23 protein-coding genes are annotated in these 23,279 nt (G+C 71.6%); 8 read left to right on the top strand and 15 right to left on the bottom strand.

The genetic code is table 11. The features are described 5' to 3' along the window. The first annotated feature begins 117 nt into the window (after positions 1-117). Positions 118-954 (top strand): putative nonproteinogenic amino acid hydroxylase, encoded by an 837-nt coding sequence (locus tag ACZ6I1_RS02360; RefSeq protein WP_469282188.1) that lies wholly within the window; start codon positions 118-120, stop codon positions 952-954. Here the strand turns inward: ACZ6I1_RS02360 and ACZ6I1_RS02365 are convergent. The 5 genes from ACZ6I1_RS02365 to ACZ6I1_RS02385 all read right to left on the bottom strand — a co-directional run bounded on the left by ACZ6I1_RS02365 (position 930) and on the right by ACZ6I1_RS02385 (position 8,036). After that, positions 930-2,534 carry an amino acid adenylation domain-containing protein gene (locus ACZ6I1_RS02365; protein ID WP_469282190.1) on the bottom strand — a complete coding sequence of 535 codons (1,605 nt, stop codon included), beginning with the start codon at positions 2,532-2,534 and terminating at the stop codon, positions 930-932. The two genes, ACZ6I1_RS02360 and ACZ6I1_RS02365, sit on opposite strands and share 25 nt — an antisense overlap. Beyond that, a complete protein-coding gene (locus tag ACZ6I1_RS02370; protein ID WP_469282192.1) occupies positions 2,531-3,619 on the bottom strand; it encodes an ornithine cyclodeaminase family protein in 1,089 nt (362 codons plus the stop codon). Before ACZ6I1_RS02370 ends, ACZ6I1_RS02365 begins: the two co-directional genes overlap by 4 nt. A 16-nt stretch (positions 3,620-3,635) precedes the next feature. Next, complete coding sequence (locus ACZ6I1_RS02375) at positions 3,636-5,429, bottom strand: ABC transporter ATP-binding protein (RefSeq protein WP_469282194.1); 1,794 nt, start codon at positions 5,427-5,429, stop codon at positions 3,636-3,638. A gap of 49 nt (positions 5,430-5,478) precedes the next feature. Continuing rightward, positions 5,479-7,176, bottom strand: a complete 1,698-nt coding sequence (locus ACZ6I1_RS02380) for an ABC transporter transmembrane domain-containing protein (RefSeq protein ID WP_469282196.1) — start codon at positions 7,174-7,176, stop codon at positions 5,479-5,481. Positions 7,177-7,280: 104 nt separating this feature from the next. Continuing rightward, complete coding sequence (locus ACZ6I1_RS02385; RefSeq protein ID WP_469282198.1) at positions 7,281-8,036, bottom strand: thioesterase II family protein; 756 nt, start codon at positions 8,034-8,036, stop codon at positions 7,281-7,283. Between the two features lie 807 nt (positions 8,037-8,843). Here ACZ6I1_RS02385 and ACZ6I1_RS02390 point away from each other — a divergent pair. The 5 genes from ACZ6I1_RS02390 to ACZ6I1_RS02410 are packed head-to-tail and all read left to right on the top strand — an operon-like array spanning position 8,844 to position 12,993. Then, positions 8,844-9,638: an SDR family NAD(P)-dependent oxidoreductase gene (locus ACZ6I1_RS02390; protein ID WP_469282199.1), complete on the top strand. Its 795-nt coding sequence runs from the start codon at positions 8,844-8,846 to the stop codon at positions 9,636-9,638. Beyond that, positions 9,631-10,179: a GNAT family N-acetyltransferase gene (locus ACZ6I1_RS02395; protein WP_469282201.1), complete on the top strand. Its 549-nt coding sequence runs from the start codon at positions 9,631-9,633 to the stop codon at positions 10,177-10,179. The genes ACZ6I1_RS02390 and ACZ6I1_RS02395 overlap by 8 nt, the downstream gene beginning before the upstream one ends. Before the next feature lie 20 nt (positions 10,180-10,199). Further along, complete coding sequence (locus ACZ6I1_RS02400) at positions 10,200-11,891, top strand: carbamoyltransferase N-terminal domain-containing protein (protein ID WP_469282203.1); 1,692 nt, start codon at positions 10,200-10,202, stop codon at positions 11,889-11,891. 8 nt (positions 11,892-11,899) lie between these two features. Continuing rightward, positions 11,900-12,532: an amino acid kinase family protein gene (locus tag ACZ6I1_RS02405; protein ID WP_469282205.1), complete on the top strand. Its 633-nt coding sequence runs from the start codon at positions 11,900-11,902 to the stop codon at positions 12,530-12,532. Positions 12,533-12,588: 56 nt separating this feature from the next. Then, entirely contained in the window at positions 12,589-12,993 is a 405-nt protein-coding gene (locus ACZ6I1_RS02410) for an SgcJ/EcaC family oxidoreductase (RefSeq protein ID WP_469282207.1), read from the top strand. Positions 12,994-13,018: 25 nt separating this feature from the next. Here ACZ6I1_RS02410 and ACZ6I1_RS02415 read toward each other — a convergent pair whose 3' ends face one another. The 4 genes from ACZ6I1_RS02415 to ACZ6I1_RS02430 all read right to left on the bottom strand — a co-directional run bounded on the left by ACZ6I1_RS02415 (position 13,019) and on the right by ACZ6I1_RS02430 (position 16,011). Beyond that, positions 13,019-13,780, bottom strand: a complete 762-nt coding sequence (locus ACZ6I1_RS02415; RefSeq protein WP_469282209.1) for an SAM-dependent methyltransferase — start codon at positions 13,778-13,780, stop codon at positions 13,019-13,021. Positions 13,781-14,031: 251 nt separating this feature from the next. Next, entirely contained in the window at positions 14,032-14,415 is a 384-nt protein-coding gene (locus ACZ6I1_RS02420; RefSeq protein WP_469282211.1) for an SH3 domain-containing protein, read from the bottom strand. Positions 14,416-14,527: 112 nt separating this feature from the next. Next, entirely contained in the window at positions 14,528-15,430 is a 903-nt protein-coding gene (locus tag ACZ6I1_RS02425; protein ID WP_469282213.1) for a helix-turn-helix domain-containing protein, read from the bottom strand. 107 nt (positions 15,431-15,537) lie between these two features. Continuing rightward, entirely contained in the window at positions 15,538-16,011 is a 474-nt protein-coding gene (locus tag ACZ6I1_RS02430) for a hypothetical protein (protein WP_469282215.1), read from the bottom strand. Between the two features lie 98 nt (positions 16,012-16,109). On the opposite strand from ACZ6I1_RS02430, the gene ACZ6I1_RS02435 reads away from it, so the two are divergent. Continuing rightward, positions 16,110-17,075, top strand: coding sequence for a GlxA family transcriptional regulator (locus tag ACZ6I1_RS02435; protein ID WP_469282216.1), 966 nt, complete (start codon positions 16,110-16,112; stop codon positions 17,073-17,075). 87 nt (positions 17,076-17,162) lie between these two features. Continuing rightward, entirely contained in the window at positions 17,163-17,900 is a 738-nt protein-coding gene (locus ACZ6I1_RS02440) for a DUF72 domain-containing protein (RefSeq protein ID WP_469282217.1), read from the top strand. A gap of 125 nt (positions 17,901-18,025) precedes the next feature. Here the strand turns inward: ACZ6I1_RS02440 and ACZ6I1_RS02445 are convergent, their stop codons facing one another. The 6 genes from ACZ6I1_RS02445 to ACZ6I1_RS02470 all read right to left on the bottom strand — a co-directional run bounded on the left by ACZ6I1_RS02445 (position 18,026) and on the right by ACZ6I1_RS02470 (position 23,253). After that, a complete protein-coding gene (locus ACZ6I1_RS02445; protein WP_469282219.1) occupies positions 18,026-18,433 on the bottom strand; it encodes an FKBP-type peptidyl-prolyl cis-trans isomerase in 408 nt (135 codons plus the stop codon). 151 nt (positions 18,434-18,584) lie between these two features. Further along, on the bottom strand, positions 18,585-19,376 hold the full coding sequence (locus tag ACZ6I1_RS02450; RefSeq protein ID WP_469282221.1) for an ABC transporter permease: 792 nt from the start codon (positions 19,374-19,376) through the stop codon (positions 18,585-18,587). Then, complete coding sequence (locus ACZ6I1_RS02455) at positions 19,373-20,365, bottom strand: ATP-binding cassette domain-containing protein (RefSeq protein ID WP_469282223.1); 993 nt, start codon at positions 20,363-20,365, stop codon at positions 19,373-19,375. The genes ACZ6I1_RS02450 and ACZ6I1_RS02455 overlap by 4 nt, the downstream gene beginning before the upstream one ends. Positions 20,366-20,441: 76 nt before the next feature. Then, on the bottom strand, positions 20,442-21,287 hold the full coding sequence (locus ACZ6I1_RS02460; protein WP_469282225.1) for a DUF4097 family beta strand repeat-containing protein: 846 nt from the start codon (positions 21,285-21,287) through the stop codon (positions 20,442-20,444). Positions 21,288-21,386: 99 nt separating this feature from the next. Continuing rightward, positions 21,387-21,923, bottom strand: a complete 537-nt coding sequence (locus ACZ6I1_RS02465) for a toxin-antitoxin system HicB family antitoxin (protein WP_469282227.1) — start codon at positions 21,921-21,923, stop codon at positions 21,387-21,389. 235 nt (positions 21,924-22,158) lie between these two features. Further along, the gene (locus tag ACZ6I1_RS02470; RefSeq protein WP_469282228.1) at positions 22,159-23,253 is read right to left on the bottom strand and encodes a C40 family peptidase; all 1,095 of its coding nucleotides are present in this window, start codon (positions 23,251-23,253) and stop codon (positions 22,159-22,161) included. Positions 23,254-23,279 lie beyond the last annotated feature (26 nt).

Here is a 23,279-nt window from a genome sequence, read left to right on the forward strand (position 1 = left end):
TGTCAATCACGAATCCGATGCCTACGGTCGGCCATTGCCCTCTCTTCATCCGGTCGTTATGATTGCCGCTCATCGACGTCCGGCGCCACGGTGCACTCATCAATCGAGGGATCTCGCATGCTCCAATCACAAAGGCTCGCCACGCTTCCGATCGATTCCTACGACTTGACCGAAGATCTTGCGGTCATCGACTCGAACGATGCCGGAGGCGAGTACGACGCATTTTCCTTCGGCTCCTGGTCCGCGCATGTTCTCGCGAACTCCGGAGGAAACGGGAAGGACACCGCCTTCCGACCCTACGAAGGGCAGCTCACCCTCACTGAGCTGGGCAGGAAGCTTCCCGGCATCATGTCGCTCGTCACCGACAACTTCCCTGTCGAGAGGTTGCAGTGGGTGCGCATATTCGGCCTCAGTGACGGAATTCTCGCGCCACACGTCGATTTTCTTGAATTCTCCGAACCGGGTACGCGCCTTCAGATACCCCTGCGCACATTCGAGGACTCGCTGCATTCCGAGAACGACATCGTCTATCACCTCCGGCGTGGTGAGGTCTGGAAAATCCATACGACGGTCCCGCACTCGGCCCGCAGCGTGTCACCGCTCGCCAGGCTCTCCCTCTGCCTTGATTTCTCGGACGCCGAAGCCCCCATTGAAATCAAGAACTCCATCCCGTCGGAGCTGCCCGTCCGCATCATTTCTCGGCCGCCGGTCTCCGACGCCGACGTGGCCGAGCTGCTGTCCTCCGCGGCCGATATGAACGCCGCCACCATGCGCGCCTCCTTCCGGAAGTTCGCCGCCGTCCACTTCACGCGCCAGGCCGATGCGACGGCGGCGTTCGACTGGTTCGTCGAAGCCGCCGTGCGCACCGGGGACGACGCGCTGGTCGAGAAGGCCGAGGCGTTCCGGACGTACTGCATCGAGAAGCGCGGCTACCGCGAGGCGTTCGCCTGGTGAGGAACCAGGGACAGGGGCTGCGCCCCGGGGCCGGGCAGGGCCTTGCGGTCGAGCTTGCCGTTGGGTGAGACGGGCAGGCCGTCCACCAGCCACCAGCGCACCGGCACCATGTAGTCGGGCAGGACCGCGAGCAGCGCCCGGCGCAGTTCCGGGGCCGGCGGCGGATTGCCGGTGAGAGCAGCGTGCAGCTCCACCGCCCCGCCGGCCCGCACCACCGCGAACGCCGCGGCGTCCTTGACCCCGGCGAAGTCCGCGAGGCGCGCCTCCACCTCCCGGGGTTCCACGGCATTGCCCCGGATCTTGATCAGGTCGTCCATCCGGCCCAGCAGCTGGAGCGTCTGGTCGGCCCGCCACACCCCCCGGTCCCGCGTGCGGTACAGCCGGGCACCCGGACGGAACGGATCGGGTACGAACGCGGTGCGGCTCAGCTCGGGATCGGTGTACCCCAGGGCCACCCCCGCACCGCCGATGTACACCTCCCCGACCTCGCCGTCGGGCACCGGCACGCCGTGCTCGTCCAGCAGGTAGACGTAGGTGTTCCACACCAGCGACCCGACCGGCGGCCGCGGTTCGAGATTGCCGGCCGGCCCGCTCATCGAGTGGCTGGCCACCATGTGGTTCTCGGCCGGCCCGTAGTGGTTGTGCAGGGTGATCTCCGGCCGCCGCGTCAGCAGGCCCTCCAGGGCCTCCGTGACCCGGACCGTCTCGCCCGCGCTGATGATGTGGCGCAGGTCGGCGGCGTGCTCGAAGTTCCTCGGCAGCGCCATGACCACGTCGATGAGCGACTGCGGGAAGTCCACGACTTCGATGCGCTCGTCGATCACGAAGTCGATCAGGTCCCGCGGATCGCGCCGCACATGGGGCTCCGGTACGTACAGGCACCCGCCCGACGCGAGCGTGGAGAACATCTCCTGGACCGACACGTCGAAGGTCAGCGGTGCCACCTGGAGGACCCGCCGTCCGCGCCCGATCCCTGACCCGTCCACCTGCCAGGAGATGAAGTTGGCCAGGCAGCGGTGGGTCTGGACGATGCCCTTGGGGGTGCCCGTGGATCCCGAGGAGAAGATGACGTACGCGGGATCCTCCGGCGCGGGCGCCCGGCGCACCGCCGCGGCCGCCGCGCCGCCCGACGGATCCGGTGCCACCAGACCCGCCAGACCGGTCGCACGCACCCCCGGGGCGCCGGTGTCCACCGCCCCCGGATCGGCGAGGACCAGCAGGGCCGCGCTGCTCGCCCGCAGGATCTGCTCGATGCGCTCGGGCGGGTACGTCGTGTCCACCGGCAGATAGGCGGCGCCGGCGCGCAGCGTGCCCAAGGCCGCCGCGGTGAAGTCGGCTCCCGCCCGCGCGGCGATCAGCACCGTGTCGCCGCGCGCGATGCCGAACTCCCGGCCGAGGCGGCCGGCGACGGTGTCCGCGAGACGGTCGAGTTCCGCGTACGTCACCTCCCGGCCCGGCTCCCGCACCGCGGGCGCCTGCGGGTGCGCGGCCACCTCGCGGTCGATCAGCTCCAGGACCGAGGACACACCGGTGTCCACGACCGGCCCCGCGTGCCCCGGGGGAGGGGTCGTCGCCGTCATCGCCGTACCCCCGGCTGCCCCTCCCAGGCCCGGGTGACCGACCCCGGCAGGAACGAGTAGGGGTCCTGCGGATCGTCGGCGGTCGCCTCGACGGCGATGTGGTGACCGACGCCCAGGTCCCGTGCGAGCTCCTCGAACACCTCGACCATGACGAGGTCCTGGAGCGCCAGGCCCGTCGAGTCGTACACGGTGGTGACCGGCGACAGCTTCCGATGGGCCTCCGGATCCATGAGGACCTCGGCGAGCGAGGGCCCGATCTCCTCCGGCGCCAGCTGCTGGCAGTCGCCCTCGGCCCGCGCCTGCGCCACGTGGTCGGGGACGACGACGGCCTTGCGCAGCAGCTCCAGCGGCAGCTCCGTCTTCCCCGGCATGTCGGAGCCGATGGTGTTGATGTGCACCCAGGGCTTCAGGCCGGTCCCGCGGATGACCGGGCCCGCGTACGGCGCGACCGAAGTGGCCGTGCACAGGATGTCCGACCGCTCCTCGACCTCCGCCAGCGGAGCGATCCGTACGGCCCCGGCGGGCAGCCGGGACCGGGCGGCGAAGGAGTTCTCCGCCCGCACGTCCTCGTCGCACACCAGGATCTCGGAGAAGGAGAACACCCTGGACAGGGCGTGCAGTTGGGTCACGGCCTGCGCGCCGCAGCCCACGAGACCGAGGACCGCGGAGTCCGGACGCGCCAGCACCCGGCTGGCCAGCGCGGAGGCCGCACCCGTGCGGATGGCGGTGGCGAAGGTCCCGTCGATGACGGTCCGCAGGTGGCCGCTGTCCGCGTCGAAGGCACACAGGGTGGACAGAATGGTGGGCAGCTGGTTCTTGGCCGGATTGTGCGGGTTGTAGCCGACCATCTTCATGGACACCGTGGCGCCGTGCCGGAGCGCGGGCATCCACTCCAGCAGGCCCAGATGGGGTGTCTCGATGAGGAACCCGTCCCGCTGCTTCATCTCCACCGGTGCGTCGCGGCCGGTGGCGAGAACGGTTTCGAGACGGGCGATCGTCAGATCGTAGAGTTGCCCCAGTCCCACCTTCGTGACGATGGTGGCGATGGCTTCGGCGTCGACTATGCGCGTGCGCTCGGCTTGCAAGGGTCTCTCCTGGCGCTCAGTGTGCGGGCTGGTCCGAAGAAGGTGAAGGAGCAGGGGATTTCGAGGTGGTCGAGGGGCCGCGCCCGTGCCAGGACTCCCACAGCCCGGCGTACGCGCCGCCCGCCGAGACGAGCTCGTCATGAGCTCCTTGCTCGGTGATGCGGCCGGCCTCCATCACGACCACACGGTCCGCGTCATGGGCCGTGTGCAGCCGGTGGGCGATGGCGATGACGGTGCGGCCGCGCAGCACGCCGGCGAGGGAACGCTCGAGGTCGCGGGCGGCCCGCGGGTCCAGCAGCGAGGTGGCCTCGTCGAGCACCAGCGTGTGCGGATCGGCCAGGACGAGGCGGGCCAGGGCCAGTTGCTGGGCCCGGCCGGGGGACACCGGGTTCTCGTCGGTGCCCAGCTCGGTGTCGAGACCGTTCGGAAGGGCCTGGACCCAGTCGTCGGCGGCCACGGCCGCCAGCGCTGCCGTCACCTGCTCGTCCGTGGCGTCCGGCGCGGCCAGTGCGACGTTCTCGCGCACGGTTCCGAGGAACACGTGGTGTTCCTGGGTGACCAGTGCGACGTGCCGGCGCAGTTCCTCCAACGGTAGTTCGTGGAGCGGCACTCCGCCCAGGGTGACCGAGCCGGTGCGCGGCTCGTGGATCCCCGCGAGGATGCGGCCGAGGGTCGACTTCCCGGCCCCGGAAGGGCCGACGATGGCGATGCGCTCACCGGCTCCGACGCTGAGGCTGACGTCCTCGATCACGTCGTGACCGGCCCGGTAGGCATAGGCGATGCCCTCCGCGGCCAGCCGGTCGCCTTCGGGCCGCCGACCGGAGTCCTTCTCCGGGCCGGCCCCGGCCTCGACGCCGATCAGGCGGGCCAGTGAGGCATCGCCGACCTGCAACTCGTCGAGCCAGCCGAGGAGTTCGTCCAGCGGGTCGATCACGGCCCGGGTGTAGAGGGTCGCGGCGGTCACCTCACCGAGGCTCACCCAGCCCTCGATGTAGAACAGGCCGCCGAACAGCAGCGTGGCGGCGACCGGCAGCACGTAGCCGAAGTCCATCAGCGGGAACCAGACGCTGCGCAGGAACAGCGTGCGGCGCTCCGCCCCGTTCGCCCGCTCCACGTCCTCGTCGGTGCGGCGGATGCGCGGGCCGGACCGGCGCAGCGACTCCACCGTGCGCGCGCCGGTCACCGTCTCGGACAGGCCCTGGGCCAGGTCGGAGTAGCCGGCCGCCTCGGCCAGGTAGGCCTCCCGCGCACGCGCGAGGTACCAGCGGGTCGACCAGACGATGAGCGGGACGGCGACGAGGCACGGCAGGACCATGATCGGGCTGGTCACGACCAGCGCCACCAGCGTCAGTGCCACCGAGAGGCTCGCCACCAGGATCGACGGCGCGCCCATGCGGACGGCGCTGGACAGCGCGTCCACGTCGCGCGTGCTGCGCGTCAGCAGATCGCCCGCCCCGGCCTTCTCCACCGTGTGCAGGGGCAGGGTCAGGACCCGCCGCACGAACCCCTCGCGGATGTCGGCCAGGACCAGCTCGCCGAGCCGGGCCCCCTGGAGGCGGGCCGTGCGGGTGAACAGGCCCTGGACCAGGAGGAGTCCGGCGATCATCAGTACGGTGATGTCCACCTGGTCGGTGGTGATGCCCTGCTCCACCTGCCCGACCAGACGGCCCAGCAGGGCGGGTACGGCCAGACCGCAGGCCGTGGCGAGGACGAACCAGAACACGGTGCGGGTCAGCAGGCCGGTATGGCTGCGCACAAGGCCCCGTACGTGACGGCGGACCGTCTTCGCGTCGGCTACCGGAAGACTCACTGGGCACTCCTCTGAGGGCGGCTGTCGGAAGGACGGGGGACGGTGACGGTCACGTCTCCTCCCGCATGACGACGGCGGCGTACTGGGGCGCAGCGGTGGCGAGTTCCCGGTGGGTGCCGGTCACGACGACCTTGCCGTCCTCCACGTAGGCGACCTCGTCGGCCCGGTCGAGCAACAGCGGGCTGTTGCTCACGACCACGGTCGTGAGCTCCGCCCTGGACCTGTGGAGCCGTTCGGCGATCACTGATTCGGTGTGCGCGTCCACGGCACTGGTCGGATCCACCAGCACGAGGACGGGCGGCCGCGCCGCCAGCGCGCGCGCCAGCCGGAGCCGCTGCTGCTGGCCGCCCGAGAAGGCGGAGCCGCCTTCGGTGACGACGGTGGCCAGACCGTCCGGCAGGGCCTCGACGATGTCCTCCGCGTTGGCGGTGTGCAGGGCCTGGGCCCGGACCTGCTCCGACCGTCCGCCCAGATCCTCGGCCAGGACACCGGAGAACAGGGTGTCGTCGTTGCGGGCCACCAGGATGAGCTCGCGCACCTGCTCCGACGGCAGCGAGTCCAGGGGTACGCCGCCGACGGTCACCTGGCCCGGGGCGTAGCGCCCGAGCCGTTCGGCGATCGCGGCGCCCTCCTCCGGAGTGGAGGCGGCGATCGCGGTCATCAGGCCCGGCCGGACCCGCAGCCCCGATTCCGCGTCGTACAGGTCGGGCGCCCCGGAGAGGTCGGCCCGTGCGGCGTCGGCGCCGGGGCCGGAGTCGGGTTCGAGGGCCAGGACCCGCACGACGCGCTGGGCCGCCACGTCGGCGCCGACGAACGACTGCACCGCCGAGGTCGCCGTGCGCATGGGCAGCATCAGGAACGCGGCGTACCCGTAGGCCGCGACGAGTTCACCGGCGGAGAGACTGCCGCCGACGGCGAGGCGGGCACCGATCCAGACGACCGCCACCACGAAGATCCCGGGGAGCAGCACCTCGGCGGCGGGCAGCACCGATTCGACCTTCGCGACGTGGACGCCCGCCTGCCGCAGCCGCTGCGAGTCCTTGCGGTAGCGCTCGCCGAACGCGGCCTCGCCGCCGATGCCGCGCAGCACGCGCAGCCCGGACACGATGTCGCCGGCCCGGTTCGTCAAGTCGCCCTGCAGGTCCCGGTAGCTTCCGATCCGCTTGTGCAGGGGGCTGAGCAGCGGGCCCGTGCCCGCGAGGAGGACGGGGACGCCGATGAGGACGATCAGGCCGAGGGTGACGGAGGTGGAGAGCAGCACGATGGCGACGAGTACGACGGTGACCGCGCTGCCGATGCCGCGTGCGACGGCCCCGGGCAGGGCGCCGATGCGGGAGATGTCCGCCGTGCCGATGGCCACGACCTCGCCGGTGGAGATCCGCTTGGGCAGGGTCGCGCCCAGGCGTACCGCCTGCGCGGCGACGAGGCGGAACGTCAGGTAGTTGGCCTTGAGCCGGCCGATCGTGTCACAGCGGTGCCGCAGGACGCTGCCGGCGGTGGTCACCAGGGCGAGCCCGATGATGACGCCGGTCCACACCAGCAGACGGTCGGTGTCCTTCTGGGACATGGCGTCGATGGCCCGGCCGATGGCGAAGGGCGTCAGGCCCATGCTGGCCATCCACAGGCAGCCCCACAACACCCCGAGGAACAGTGTGCTCGACTGCCTGCCGATCAGCCATCGAAGATAGCTCCGGGGTGACCGGATGTCCGGATCTCCCAGCTCGGGCAGCGGATCGTTGCTTGGCAAAGCGAATTCCTTCGGGGTTGTCCCGTCCCGGCGGGCCGGGGCGGTCGGGGGACTGAGGGGTACTGAGCGGTTCGGCCGTCGCGGGAGGCTCGGCAGCGCCCCGGTCAGGCGTGCGGTGACAGCAGACCGAGGACGAACGCCCTCAGTTCGGCGGCCACGCGGTGGGGATCGGCGTGGTGGTAGAAGTGGTCTCCGGGGAAGGTCCGCACGGTGCCGGCGCCGGTGGTCCAGGCACGCCACGAGCGGATGTGGTCGTCCGTCACCCCGGCGTCGTCCTGCCCCCGCCACGCGCCGAGCGGGCAGGGCAGGAGGGCGTCCTCGCCGGGTGGCGCGTAGGAGTCGCAGAGGGCGAGGTCGCCGCGCAGGGGCCGTGCCACCGCCGACGCGAGGCGGCTGTTGGCGGCCAGGGCGGCGGGTACGGCGCCGTCCGCGACCAGTTCGGCGACGAGCTGCACGTCGGTCAGCCGATCCGTGTCGGAGGGCTCACCCTGCTCGTCCGGGGCCCTGCAGGCCGACGCGACGAATCCGCGGGGCCACCGGCCGTGCTCCCTGCCCAGGGCGCGGGCGAGTTCGTACCCCACCAGTGCGCCCATGCTGTGGCCGAACACGACGTAGGGCAGGTCGAGCCGGGGGGCGAGGGCCGGCGCCAGCTCGTCGATCACCTGCGCCATGCCGGTCGCGGGCTCCTCGCGCCACCGGTTCTCGCGGCCCGGCAGCTGTACGGCCAGCAGGGCGATGTCGGGGCCGAGCAGTTCCTGCCAGGGGCGGAACTGAAAGGCCCCGGAACCCGCGTGGGGAACGCACACCAGCAGCGCCTTCGCCGTGTGCGGCGGGTCCCACTCCATGAGGGACCCCGGCATCACAGCGACCCCCATACGTCATCGGCGGGCGCGCGGCGCCCCTCGGGCCGGTCGTTTCCGGCGGCGCAGTGCCAGCCCGCGTGTGCGTCGCGGGTCCGGACGGGCGGCGTCTGTTCGGCAGTGGCCGGGCTAAGACGTACACGCGAACGTGACGCTTCTGAATGGAGGCACACTGTTTCCCTTGTCAGTCGAAGGTTGCGTTCTGCGCTTGTCGCGAACGGTCCGTGCTCGGCGGCCGGAAATGACTTCAACGGTGGACGCGGTATGAGAAGTCGGGGGAACGGTCCTCATGTATCGATCCTCGAGTCGGACTCGATGCGCGATACACGGCCCCCTGCCAAGTTGCCAATATTCCTATCACGGAACGCACTTGGAATGTCAACGGATGAATCGCGCCTCTCCCCGTATTCGTCCGCACCGCGGCAGCCTCTCCACGGGCCTTTCCGTCCAAGGATTTATGAGTCCGGTCGAATCCGCCTCGAGCTCCGCTTCCGATCGACTGGACATCACATGGAAGAACCGCCATCAGCCCCCGATTCAAGGGAGTTGTGCCGTTCGTCACAGTGGTTGGCCCGCGATGGCCCGTGATTCACTGGCGAGGAATTTACGGGTAAGAGGTCAGTCGACCTGGAGCCTTGTCGGCGAGGGAGTTTCGACGTAACGAGGCGTACCTCTGGCCGGTCGGCGTGCAAGGCGACCCCGATGCCGCTGAAGCAGGTATCCAGAACCCTGCCCCTGACGGGGGTGCGGGATGAACGCGTGAAGCTTCGTGGCGATACAACGCGACGGGGCCGAGGGGGTGTGTGCATGGCGCAGGACAAGCGTGGCGTAGCCGTGGTCTCGGGCGCATCGTCGGGATTCGGCCGGAGAATTGCACAGGTGCTGTGCCGGCGGGGTTATTCCGTGGTCGCCCTGGCCCGCAGGGAGGACCGCCTCAAGCTCCTGGCGGACGAGGACCCCACAGGAGCCATTCTGCCGGTGGTCGCCGATGTCCGTGACCGGGAGGCGCTGGCCCGGGCCCTCGACGAGCTGCCCGCGGAATTCCGGGACATCTCGGTGCTCGTCAACAACGCCGGCCTCTCGCGGGGGTTCGGCCCCGTCCAGTCGGGCAGTGACGATCACTGGCGCGAAATGATCGACACGAACATCTCCGGTCTGCTGAACCTCAGCGGCCTGGTGCTTCCCCGCCTCGTCTCCCGCGGCTCGGGACACGTGGTGAACATCGGGTCGATCGCCGCCCATTACCCGTACATGGGCGGGAACGTGTACGCCGCCACCAAGGCGTTCGTCCACCAGCTGTCGCTGAACATGCGCGTCGACCTCCAGGGGACGGGCGTCAGGGTCAGCTGTGTGGCGCCGGGAATGGCCAAGACGGAGTTCGCCAAGGTCCGCTACGAGGGCGACGAGGAGAGCGCCGACGCGCTCTACCGCGAAATCGAGCCGCTCACCGCCGAGGACGTGGCCGAGGCCGTGGCCTGGTGCCTCTCGCAGCCCGCACGCGTCAACGTCAACATGATCGAACTGATGCCGGCCGAGCAGCACTTCGGGCTCGGCTTCACCGGCAGCCGGCCCGCCGCGCCGGGCGGTGCGGACCGTGCGTGACGCCGTGCTGACCGCCTCCCGGCCCCTGGTCGCGCCGGACACGGTCGTCGCGAGACCCGCGCGCCCCGAGGACGCGGAGCAGATCGCCCTGCTCTCCGCCCCCTTCGTCGAGCAGGGCCTGCTGGTCGCCCGCCCGCTGGCCGAACTCGCCACCGCGTCCCAGGACTTCGTGGTCGCGTGCGAAGGGGACCGGCTGGTCGGCTGCGCCGGACTCGCACCGGCCGGAGGCGGCCTGCTCATCTACAACCTGTGCATCGCCGTCGACCGGCAGGGCCGCGGAATCGGCCGGCATCTGGTCGGTATCGCCGAGACCATCGGCAGGGAACGGGGTTACAGCTCCCTGCTGGCCCTGACCCGGTACGTCGGGCCATGGTTCGGGAACCTCGGGTTCTCGGAGGTCCCGCCCGGCGAGACCCGGGTGGAATGGCGCCGGCTCTTCCGTCCCGGCCGCGGATCCAGCCTCTACCAGTTGAGACTCGTCCCCGAGCAGTCCGGGGACCGAAGCACGCCCATGTGCCGACTCAAGCAGACCGAGGAGTAACACAGTTGATAATCTGCGGGTTGAAACTCACGCATGACGGCGCCGTCGCCCTGCTCGAGGACGACCGTCTCGTGTTCAGTGTCGAGATGGAGAAGCTGGGGAACGGCCTGCGCTACAGCACCGTTTCCGACTTCAGCCTGATCCCCGGAGTCCTCGCCGACTTCGGCTACAAGCCGGAGGACGTCGACCAGTGGGTCGTCGACGGCTGGGACGGGGACGTCTCCGGAACGGTCACCCTCCTCGACCAGGGGACGGCCACGGACCTCGTGGTCGGCCCCTACCGGGAGTCGGCGGCATGCCCGGCGCTCGATGCGCCCAGCGTCTCGGGTACGTTCCCGATGGACGGCCGGACCTACCCCTACACCAGTTACCCGCACGCGGCGGGACACGTGGCGAGCGCCTACGCGTCCAGCCCCTTCGCGCAGCGCGGAGAAGGCTCCTTCGTCCTGGTCTGGGACGGCGGACTCTTCCCCCGCCTCTACTGGGCGGACCCGCGCGACGGCGTGGCGAACCTGGGCGAACTCTTCCCGCTGATCGGCCACGCGTACGCCATCGCGGGACACCACTTCGGGCCCTTCCGCAAGACCGTCCAGTCACCCACGGTCGACGACCTCTCGGTCGCCGGCAAGCTCATGGCGTACATCGCGCTGGGCCGGGTGGACGAGAGCGTCGTCACGGTGCTGCGGGAGGAGTTCCACCGGGTCTTCGAGAGCGACGAGCCGGCCTCGGCCGAGTACCGCGCGACGGTCGGCGGATACGGCAGTCTCTTCGAGCGGTCCGTGCCCCCCGTCCACGAGTTCTTCTCCGCGGTCCGCGCCCGGGTGTCGGACAACGGGATCAGCGACGAGGACGTCCTGGCGAGCGTGCACGCCTTCTTCGAGGGCCTCCTCGTCGAACGGATCACTGCCAAGGTCCGCGCCGCCAAGGGCGAGGGCCCCTGGAACCTGTGCTTCGCCGGCGGCTGCGCGCTCAACATCAAGTGGAACAGTGCGCTGCGCGAGGCGCCGGACTTCCGTGACGTGTGGGTCCCGCCGTTCCCCAACGACTCGGGCTCCGCCATCGGAGCGGCCGTACTGGGCCGCGCGCAGCGCGACGGCCTGGCACCGCTCGATTGGAACCCCCGGCTGGGGCCGGCGCTGACGCCGTCTCCCGAGCTGCCCGCCGGCTGGTCGGCATCCCCCTGCACTCCGGAGGAACTCGCCGCGATCCTCCACGAGTCCGGGGAGCCCGTGGTGGTCCTGCACGGACGCGCCGAACTCGGCCCGCGCGCACTGGGCGGCCGCAGCATCCTGGCCGCCCCGGTCAGCGCGTCGATGAAGGACGAGCTGAACCGGGTGAAGGACCGCGAACCCTACCGGCCCGTCGCCCCCATCTGCCTCGAGGCCGAGGCACCGGAGATCTTCGCGCCCGGTACGCCGGACCCGCACATGCTCTTCGACCACGAGGTCCGGGCGCCCTGGGTGGACCGGATCCCCGCGGTCATCCACCTGGACGGCACCGCGCGGCTCCAGACGGTCGGCGCGGGGGACGACGAGCTGCTCTTCGCCGTGCTGACCGCCTATCACCGGCTCAGCGGCGTCCCCGTCCTGTGCAACACCAGCGCCAACCTCAACGGGCACGGCTTCTTCCCCGACGTGGCCTCGGCCGCCGAGTGGGGCCGCGTCGCCCGGATCTGGAGCGACGGGAAGCTGTACCAGCGGACCGACGGCTGAGCGGCGGCGTGACACCGCAGGAACGCCCCGGCCCGGCCGCCCGGGACGCGGCCGCATCCCTCGTCGCCGTCCTGCCCCGGATCAGGGAACTGCACGGCAGGACCGTGGTCGTCGTCGCCGGGCACGACGTGCTCGGCGACGACGGGCTGCGGCACGCGTTCTGCGGTGACATCGGCTTCCTGCGCTACAGCGGGGTGAGGACCGTCGTGGTGCACGACGGCGGTCCCCACCTCCCGGCATGGCTGGACGACGGCCCGGCCGCGCTGCGCACCCACGTCGCGGGATACGTGCAGCGGCGACTGGTGGGGAGCCTCAACGACCACACCACGCTGGCGGTCGGCCTCACGGGTGAGGACGGCCGCACGCTGGTGGTGGGCGGGGGAGAGGAGGTACTGGTCGATCCGGGGGTGCTGCGCGTGTTCCTCGACAGCGGCCGGATTCCGGTGGTGTCGAGCATCGCGTACGGCCACGACGGCGGCATCCGCCACCTCGCAGCGCCGGCGGCCGCCACCGCCCTCGCGTCGGCGCTCGACGCCGCGTTGGTGCTCCCGGCCGGAGCGGGCGAGGGGGGCCCGGCGTCGGCGGCGTACGTCGACATGGCCGTCCCGCACGCCGTGCTGAGGCACCTGCACCGGCTCTGACGCCCACACGCCGGACGCTTGACCTCAGCCACGCTTGAGGTGTGACGATCATCCCCATGACCACCGAATCCACATCCCACGCCGCAGACATCGAAGCGATCGGCCGGCTCGTCGCCACCGTCGAGCACTCCCAGCAGAACAAGGACCCGGAGGAGTTCCTGGGTCTCTTCCACCCGGACGCGATCTGGACGACGGCCCACGGCAAGGTCCTCATAGGCCTCGACGCGATCTCGGAGTTCACCCGCAAGGTCCTCCCCGCGGCGAGCTGGAACGGCGAGGTCACCTACGAGGTGGTCCACGTGCTCTTCATCCGCCCCGATGTCGCGGCGGTCAAGGTCCGTCAGCGCTACCTGGCCCCGGGCGAGGAGAGCGAGGGCGCACCGCTGTACGTGGTCTCGAAGCAGGACGACGGCCGCTGGCTGCTGACCGCCTGCCAGAACACGGGGGTCGTCGCCGGCTAGTGCCGCGTCAGGCACTGTTCGCCCGTCACTGCGCGGCGCGGCGCAGGAGCAGGGTGACGAAGCCGAGCGTGCCCCGGTAGCCGTGGAGCCAGGCCTCGCGGTGTCCGGCCGCGGCCTCGAGGACCTGGTCGCGGTCCGGGTGCTCCGGATGGTCGAGGGCCCAGCGGGAGAGAGCGCCGGTCCAGGACCACTCGTAGTCGTCCCACTCCTGGAGGGTGCTGACGTGCGCGTGGAGCGGCACCCAGCCGGCGGCCGTGATGCGGTCGACCGTCGTCGCCAGGTCGTCGTGGTCGTCGACGGCGAAACCGGCGTCGAGGGTCTTCCTGTCGGGTTCCCGCTCCCAGAAGCACTCGCCGAGGAGGACGCTTCCGCCCGGGGCGAGGTGGCTGTCGGCGGCCTTCAACGTGGGCAGGAGGCCGCCGAAGGCGTGCGTCGCACCGATGCTGAGGACGAGGCCGTACCGGTGCGGGGAACCGAACTCGGCGGCGTCCTGGGCGTGGAAGACGATCCGGCCGCCGAGCCCCGCCGCGTCGACGGCCCGACCGGCGGCGGCGAGGGCCTCCGCGTCGTTGTCCACGCCGTCGGCGCGGAGGTCCGGCCGGGCGGCCAGTGCGCGCATCAGCCACGTGCCCGATCCGCACCCGAGGTCGAGCAGCCGGGCGTCGGAGCCCGGCAGGGCCGGGTCGGGGAGGGCCCGCTCGAGGAGGGCCCGTACCGAATCGTCGCCCAGCGGAGCGGCGATGGGGTGGTCGGTGTGCGCGAGGGAGCTGATCTGTCGGCGGTCCATGGCGCCACCCTGCCTCCCCACCCGCCCCACGGCCCGCGAAACGCCCCGAAATCCGTCCGATCGGGCAACCCGATCGTGCGGATACCGCTCGACGCGACCAGTGTGCGCAGGTCGGCCAGGGTGGGCTGGGGGTCAACTCGGTGTCCTGGCCGCCGTGTCCTTCGTGGCCACCTGCAGGGCGCCGGCCGGCCCGGGCCCACGGGCCCCGGGCCGGCCGGCGTGTCGGGCAGGTGCCCTCGGCGGCTCCCGGTCTAGAAGCCGCACCCCACGTAGGAGCCGTTGCCCGGCAGCAGGTGGTCGCTCACCCAGCCGAGTTTGCCGTCGGTGACGTTCCGGACGTAAGTCCAGGTGGATCCGTTGGAGTTGCGGGTGTAGCAGTAGTAGACGAGCTGGTCCTGGTTGTCGGCCCAACCCGTGACGCCGCAGCCGGTGTTGGAGCCGGTGCGCATGTTCGCGGCCACCCCCGCCGTCATGCGCACGGTGGTGCCGTCCAGGTAGCGGCCTGCCGTCCCGCAGGCCGCCGCCGCGGACGCCGGCCCGGCCGTGACGATCAAGGCCGCCGGAACGGCAAGGGCGGCCAACGCCGCGCCCGCCTTCGTGTACTTCGAAGACCCGGAGCTGAAGTTCCTGATCACTTTTCCTCCTCTGCGAGAGTGCGACGCGGACGCGGGCAGGGCGGCCGGCCCGGCCGAAGCCTCCGGTGATGCCCCGCGCGCGCCCGTCGCACCGGGAAACCTCGTAGCCCCGTCATGGTCGGCTTCCGGACGCCTCGCCCGCTTGTACATTGCTGCTCAGTTGACGGCGGAGCATCGAGGGCGTCTCGCCGAGGAACCGGCGGACGGTCTTCACGAGGTGCGAGTGATCGGCGAACCCGTGTCGGGTGGCGAGGTCGGCGAGGCTGTCGGCGTCGGCCGCCAGTTCCTCCAGGACGGCGCGGACGCGCAACTCGTTGCGGTAGGCGCTGATCGTCCGTCCGGTGATTCTGCGGAACACCCTGCTCAGGTGGTGCGGTGACGAGCCGACCGCCCGCGCGAGGTCGTCCAGGCCCGCGCCCGGCCCCGCATCCGGACTGTTGAGCAGCTCCCTCACCTGGGTGACGAGGCGCCAGTGCGCGACCTCCGTGGCCACCCGCCGGCCCGGCCCGCGCTCACCCGGGCGCGGCGGCAGCGCGTCGAACAGGTCGAAGAGGCGCTCCGCCCGCTCCAGCCGGTCGCCGGAGCGGCAGGCGGCCAGCAGCCTGCGGTGGCGCAGGTCGAGCGGGAGGCCGACGCTCAACCGCCAGCCCTGCCAGCGGTCGCACCCCGCGACGTGGACCGAGTACGCCGCCTCGCTCATGGCCAGGAAGGTGAACCGCACCCTCCCGTCTCCGGGGAACGCCGATCGCTCCTCGAGCCCGGTGTGCGAGAACGTTCCGCTCGTGGCGTCGACGAGTTCGCACTGGCCCATCGATTCCCGCAGCAGATAGCCCGAGCGCATCAGGTGCACCCCGGTTGCCGTGCCGGGTTCGAACGGCGACCACGTCGGGCGCCCCACGGCGGTCACGTCATGGAGCGTGACCCCGTCCGTGATCGCCCACGCACGGTGCCCGAGCACGGTCAACTGCCGCCCCGCCCGCCCCGCGGCAACAGCGGCCCGCTGCTGATCCGGCATGCCCTGAGAGGGTCTTCGTGACATGCTCCGAGCAAACCATGCGGGGCGTCGGACCGGGCGGGCCGATCCCGGTTCCCATCGCCGGATCCGCGTCGCCGCGCCCTGGATCACCGCTGGATCACCAGCAGGATCGCCGCCGCGCCGAAGACGTCCACGACGCCGCACCACTCCGACCAGGCCCGGGGCACGACCCTGCCGGTGCGGTGATGCACGAGGTCCCAGATGCCGTGGGCGAACCAGCCGGCCGCCACGACGTAGCGGGCCGCCGGCGGATCCACCGCGAGCGCCGTCAGCGCCAGGGCGGTGAAACCCAGGAGGCTGGCCGCTTGGACCGCCCAGGTGCGCCCGGTGCCGAGTTCCCGGCGTACAGCCCCGAAGGCCAGGTAGCACAGCGGCATGACGACGAGGAGGGCCGCGAGCAGCCCGACCGGTGCGGCACCGTCGGCGAACGTGACGAGGACGAGGGCCAGGGCGAGCCAGGTGGGCCAGCGCCGTGCACACGCGGTCAGGACGGCACGGGCCGTCACGCCGCTGCCTTCGTGGCGGACGCGGGTGCCGGAGGGTCCTTCGGGAAGGGTCATGCCGCCACGTTCGCGACCGGCCGCGCCCGGCGGGAGCCCTGCGCCCGCTTCCTGTCACGAACCTTGGGGTGTACGTCCGTCCGGCATAGGGTCGCCCCATGGGGGAACGGCTCATGCTCGTCGTCGGGTACGCCTCGGCCGAGCTGCTCGACATCGCCTGTGTGACCACGGCCCTGCAGATGGCGAACCGGATCGGGGACCTCGCCCGGCCCTACCGCATCCGCCTGGCCGGACCGGGCGGCGTACCGATCGACTGCGGCGGGGGGATCCTCCTGGTCAGCCAGGAACCCCTGGAACGGGTGAAGGGCCCCCTGGACACGCTCGTCGTCTCCGGAGGCGCCGGTTTCGAACGCGCCGCGGAGGACGCGCGGCTGGTGGGGCACGTGCGGCGGCTCGCACGGGAGAGCCGCCGCGTGACCTCCCTGTGCACCGGGGCCGCCGTCCTCGCCGCCGCGGGCCTCCTCGACGGCCGCCGCGCCACCACGCACTGGCGGTTCGCGTCCCGGATCGCGGCCCGCCATCCCGCCGTGACGGTGGATCCGGACCCGCTGTACATCCGGGACGGGAACGTCTACACGGCGGCGGGCATCACCAGCGCCATCGACCTGACCCTCGCCCTGATCGAGGAGGACCACGGCCCGGAGCTGGCCCGCCAGGTCGCCCGCGACCTGGTCGTCTACGTGCAAAGGCCGGGGAACCAGGCGCAGATGAGCCTGTTCACCGCCGCGCCGCCGCCCCGCGACGACGTGGTGCGCCGGCTGGTGGAGTACATCGCCGAACACCCGGACCACGACCTGTCGGCCGGGGCGCTGGCCTCCCGCGCGGGGGTCACCCCGCGCCATCTGAACCGCCTGTTCCTGGAGCACCTGGGGGTGCCTCCCGGGCGGTACGTCCGGCGGGCCAGGACGGAGGCCGCCGCCCACCTGCTGGCCTCGACGACGCTCCCCATGCCGGGCGTGGCCGCACGCTGCGGCTTCGGTTCGGCCGAGACGCTCCGGCAGGTCTTCACCGCCCGGTACGGGATCCCGCCCGCCCGCTATCGCGCCGTGCACCGGACGGGGTAGGTGCCCGGTCGTGGCCGTTCACGACTCCCTCCGACCACCGTGCCCCACTCCACGTTCACGCGGCGCGAGACCGGGCAGGAGCAGGTCATGGCCGTTTTCGTCGGCACTTCGGGATGGCAGTACCGCGACTGGTCGGGCGTTCTCTACCCGCCCGAGCGGCCGCAACGGCTGTGGCTGGAGGAGTACGCACAGCACTTCTCCACCGTGGAGCTGAACAACGCGTTCTACCGGCTGCCCGCGCCCCACACGTTCGCGCAGTGGCGGGCCCGTACCCCGCCCGGCTTCGTCATGGCCGTCAAGGCGAGCCGCTTCCTGACGCACATCAAGCGCCTGCGGGAGCCGGCGGAGCCCGTCCGACGGCTCATGGAGCATGCCGCTCCGCTGGGCGACCGGCTCGGCCCCGTCCTGCTCCAGCTGCCGCCCACGCTCCGCGCCGACCCTGCCGCCCTCGAAGCCTGCCTGGCCTGCTTCCCGCGTACCGTCCGCGTCGCCGTCGAGCCGCGGCACGCGTCGTGGTGGACGCCCGAGGTACGCTCCGTCCTCGCCGACCGCGGCGCGGCCCTGTGCTGGGCCGACCGGCGGTCGCGGCCCGTGACACCGCTGTGGCGGACGGCGGACTGGGGTTACGTGCGCTTCCACGAGGGCCGTGCGCACCCCGCTCCCCGGTACGGCCGCTCCGCGCTGCGGAGCTGGGCGGACCGGATCGCGGACACCTGGCCCCCCGAAGCGGACGTCTACGCCTACTTCAACAACGACCCCGGCGGAGCGGCCGTCGTGGACGCCCGCTCGTTCCGACGTCTGACCACCGCACCGCAGGCCGGCTGACGGGGGCGCAGGCCCGGCGGGCGCCACGTCGGGCATGCGGCAACCTCGGCCGGGGGAGGCGCGTCGTGTGCGAGGAGGCAGCCATGATCATGCGCAGAGCCTGCGGTCGGAGCTGAGGGCGGGGTCTACCGGGCGCTGCTCCATCCGGCCGTGCCGGAATACACGTCCAGCAGGTCCACCACGAAGACCAGGGTCGAGCCCGCCGGGATCAGCGGCGAGGGTGACTGGTTGCCGTAGCCGAGACGCGGGGGAACGACGATCTCGCGCCGACCGCCGACCTTCATCCCCTTCACGCCCCGGTCCCAGCCCTTGATGACCCTGCCGCTGCCCAGGGCGAACTTGAACGGCTCGCCCCGGTCCCAGGAGGCATCGAACTCCTTCCCGGATGCGAAGGTCACCCCTACGTAGTGGACCCTGACCACCATGCCCGGCTTCGCCTCCACCCCGTCCCCGACGACCAGGTCCCGGGTGGTCAGCTCGGTGGGAGCGTCCCCCTTCGGAACGTCCACCTCGGGCTTCGTCAGTTCACTCATCGCAGCCTCTTCACTCTCCGTCGCATGCCACTCCGGGCGGCAGACGGCCAGGCTATCGAGTACGCCGACGGGCGGCGGACGCCGACTCGGTGTCGGAGTACGCCGCCCTGGGGCGGGACGAGTTGCGGCCGGCGGCCCGCTGTCTCGGCGGTTACTTCGGGTCGCGGTTGAACTTCGAGGTCGACCAGCGGTAGCCGAGCACGGTGAGGCCCACGCACCAGGCGACGGCGAGCCATCCGTTGTTGCCGATCTCGCTGCCGAGCAGCAGCCCGCGCAGGGTCTCGATGGCCGGGGTGAACGGCTGGTACTGGGCGATCGGCTGGAACCAGCCCGGCATCGCGTCGACCGGGACGAAGGCGCTGGACAGCAGGGGCAGGAGGATCATCGGCAGGGCGTTGTTGCTGGCGGCCTCGGCGTTCGGGCTGATCAGGCCCATGCCGACCGCGATCCAGGTGAGTGCCAGGGCGAAGAGCGCGAGCAGTCCGAACGCCGCCAGCCATTCCAGGGCGGTGGCGTCGGTGGACCGGAAGCCGATGGCCGCGGCGACGGCGCCGACGAGGACCACGCTCATGATCGATTGCAGCACGCTGCCGACGACGTGTCCGACGAGCACGGAGCCGCGGTGGATCGCCATGGTGCGGAAGCGGGCGATGATGCCCTCGGTCATGTCGTTGGAGACGGACACCGCGGTCCCCACCACGGTGCCGCCGATGGTCATCAGCAGGATGCCGGGGACGAGGTACGCGATGTACTCGGCGCGGTCCGCGTCGCCGTCGCCGATGCCCGCGCTCATGACGTCGCCGAAGATGTAGACGAAGAGCAAGAGCAGCATGACGGGTGTGAGCAGCAGGTTCAGTGTCAGGGACGGGTAGCGCCGCGCGTGCAGGAGGTTGCGGCGCAGCATCGTGGACGAGTCGCGCACGGCGAGGGAGAGGGAGCTCATCGGCCGGTTTCCTTCTGCTGGTCGGGGACGCGCGTGCTGCCGGTCAGGGCGAAGAACACGTCGTCGAGGTCGGGGGTGTGCACGGTCAGCTCGTCGGCCTCGATGCCGGCCGCGTCGAGCCAGTCGAGGAGGGAGCGCAGCTCGCGCTGGCTGCCGTCGCTGGGGATCTGCAGTGTCAGGGATTCGTCGTCCCGGGTGGCTTCGCGCAGGGCGAGGGCGGCGGACTGGTACGCGGCCGGGTCGGCGAAGCGCAGGCGGACGTGTCCGCCGGGGATGAGCCGCTTGAGCTCCTCGGCCGTGCCCTCGGCGGCGATCTTCCCGTCGTTGAGGACCGCGATGCGGTCGGCGAGTTCGTCGGCCTCCTCCAGGTACTGCGTGGTGAGGAAGACGGTGACGCCGCCGTTGACGAGTTCGCGGATGATGCCCCACATGGTGTGGCGGGAGCGCGGGTCGAGGCCGGTGGTCGGCTCGTCGAGGAAGATGATCCGGGGCCCGCCGACCAGCGTCATGGCGATGTCCAGGCGGCGCTTCATGCCGCCCGAGTAGGTGGAGGCGGGCTTCCCCGCGGCGCCCGTGAGGTCGAAGCGCTCCAGCAGCTCGGCGGCGACGCGCTTGCCCTCGCTGCGGGAGAGGTGGTGCAGGTCCGCCATGAGGAGCATGTTCTCCTCGCCGGTGATCAGCCCGTCGACGGCGGAGAACTGCCCGGTGACGCCGATCGCCGCGCGTACCGCCTGCGGGTCGGTGGCCAGGTCGTGGCCGGCGACGCGGATGTCGCCGGAGCCGGCGTCGGCGGAGATGAGGGTGGAGAGGATCTTGACGGCGGTGGTCTTGCCGGCGCCGTTCGGGCCGAGCAGCGCGAAGACGGTGCCTGCCGGGATGTGCAGGTCGATCCCGTCGAGGACGCGCTTGTCGCCGTAGGACTTTCGCAAGCCCGAGGCGGAGACGGCGGCGGGCGGCTCCTGGCCGTTCCCGCGCCTGGACGTGGACATGACAGAAGTGGGCACGTGGCCCTCCCTTTCGAAGGCTGAAGTGACGGGGGAGCGCGCGAGTGGGCGGGGTCGGTGCTCAGCCCCGGGCGCGCACGATGTCGACGTTGCCGTGGCGGGTGCGGACGCGGACCTTGACGGTGTCCTCGGTCTCTCCCGGGGCCTCCGACGCGGTGAGCGTGTTGCGGACCTGGCCGGCGCCCGCGTTGATGTCGAGCCAGGCTGCCGTACCCTCGCGGACGCCGACCTCGACGGCCCCGTAAGAGGTCTCCAACTGGACGGTGCCACGGGCCACTTCACCCACGCGCAGGGTGCCGTGGGCGGTGGTGGCGGTGACCGAGTCCTCGGCGCGCTGGATCACGATGTCGCCGTTCGCGCCGCTCACCCGCAGCTCCCCGGTCGCGGCGCCGACGGTCGTCGTGCCGTGCGAGTTCTTCAGAACCGCGGGGCCGTCGAGGAGGCCGATGCGCAGGCTGCCGGAGCTGGTGGTGATCTCGGCCATGCCCTCGACCCGCTCCACGGTGATCGAGCCGTGCGATGCGGTCAGGGTCAGCGGGCCGGTCGCGTCGAGGCGGACGTCGCCGGACGAGGTCTTCACGCGGACCTCGCCGAGCCGGCCCTCGCCGAGCACCTGGGTCCAGGCGCCGGTCATGTCGATGCTCGAGCCCGTGGGAAGTGCGACCGTCACGTCGACGACGCCGGTGCGGCCGAACAGATTCGACTTGGGCGTCCTGACGGTCAGTGCGCCGCTCGCGTACGTGACCTCGGTCTGGTCGGCCGTCCGCACGTCCAGGTCCTTCTTCGGGTCTCGGGGCCGTACTTCGACGACGGTGTCGGGGCGGTCCTCGCCCGCCGTGAACTGGATGGAACCGGCCTCCACGCGGGCGGTGACCGAGATCGGTTCGGGAGTGTCGAAAGAAGGCATGGCTGTCCCGTCCTCTTGGGTCTTCGGATCGTCCCTGCTGGTGGGACGTGGTGTGGGTGAAGCGGTGTAGGTGAAGTGGTGCGGGTGGGCGAGACGCGGTCAGCGCACCCAGCCCGTGAAGTTCTGTCCGATGGTCCGGGCCTTCTCCGCAGGCCTCGGCTGCGTGCCGCCGCCGCCGCCGCTGCCGCCGCCGACCGCGGCCGACACGGCCCGGACCAGCCACGCGTTGACCGACAGGCCCTCGCGACTCGCGGCCTCCTCGGCGCGCGCCTTGAGGTGGGCCGGCAGGCGCAGGTTGACGCGGGCGGTGCCGCCCTCCTCGCCGTCGGCCGGAGCCTCGGTCCTGACCGCTTCGACGGGCGCGGCCGGCTCCGCGGCAGCGCCGCGGTCGGTGGGCGGCAGCGTCACCACGAAGTCGGGGTCCAGCCCGCGCAGCCGTACGTCGACCGAACCGGGGGCGATGTCACGGGTGATCTCGTCCATCGCGGCGGAGAGCACGTGGAGCATGGTCAGCCGGGTCGCCGACTCCAGGGGAGCGGTGAGCCGCTCGGCCAGCTCGCGGGCATCTTCCCCGCCGGCTTCGGCGGCCACCGCGAGTTCGCGGCGAAGGGTGTCGACATACGGCGTGAGGTCCATGACGCCATGATGGCACCTCGATGGCACCACGCGCAAGCCCAGATGGCATCATGCGCGGGGGGAAGGTGGGCGCAACAGCTCTGAGCTGCGGAAATGTGACGGTGACGGCTGAGTCATGGTGGCACCCCACGCCTTCGTGGTGCCTACGCAGGACGCGGAATGGCGCCCCGTGGCACCTGCTGGCACCATGTGGTGCCACCGGGTGTCATGGGACGCCGGGGGGGCCGTACGGGCGTCAGCCGGTGAGGAAGCGGGTGGCACCGACGTAGACGCGGCCGGTGGAACCGATGGGTTCCTCCGTTACGGGGGAACCCGTCCGAGGCGAATTGATCATCATGGGTTCGCCGTTCCGCGTGCCCGAATAGATGCCGACGTGAGTGACCTCGCTGCCGGTGGCGGGACGGAAGGCGACGATGTCGCCGGGCCGGAGGTCCTCCGTACCGGTGATCCGCACCCCCGCTGCCGAGCCGGCGGGTACCTGCCCGCCGCCCGCGTCGAACTGCGGTTGGGCGTCCCGGGGGATCGTCACGCCGAGCGCGGAGTACACCTGGCTGGTGAGGCCGGAGCAGTCGTAGCCGAATCCGGAGGTACCGGACCACAGGTAGGGCAGGCCCAGGAAGGCGCGCGCGGCGGCGACCACGTCCGTGCCGCTCGGTGCGGACGGCACCCTCGCGAGATCGCCGGCCCGGAAGAACACCCGGCCGCCGCTGGGGGAGTGGGCGGTGACGACTCCGGGCAGCGGACCGGCCCCCACCGGGAAGGAGGTGTTGTACGAGTACTCGCCGACCTGCCCGGATTCGCGGCCGGCGAGGGCGTCCTGGGCGGTGGCGAAGCCCCGGGCCGTGGGGCGGACGACGCGTTCCTCATGCGTACCGGCGGGTGGGCGGCGGTGCTCCGAGGTGAGTTGCCGGTCGGGAATCCAGCCCGGGTAGGCACCCCGTCCGGCCTGGTCCCTGGGGGTGGGCTGGCCGTGCACCCAAACGTGGTCCCAGCGCAGGCCGCCGTGCCACTCGCTGCGATCGACGGTCACCCGGATGCCGTGCAGGGCCTGCGTCTCCCCGGCGACCTCACGCCGCTCGTCCAGGGACATGCCGGCCAGCCAGCCGCGGATGTCAGCGGGATTGGTGGTCGCCTTGGCGTCCACCGGACGGACCTGTCCGGGGCTGACCCAGACCTGGGCGACCGCCACATCGACGTAGCAGGTCGGGGCGGCGTCGCACGGGCGCCGCGCGGCGGTGGGGGAGTCGGGGACCGCGGTGGCCGGAGAGGCGAGGGCGAGGGCGAGGAAGGCTGCGGCAGTGGTCGTCAAGACGGTCTTCACGGAGTACATGCGTCGATCCTTTCCAGCACGCCGCA

The sequence above is a fragment of the Streptomyces sp. NPDC046303 genome (assembly GCF_055588085.1).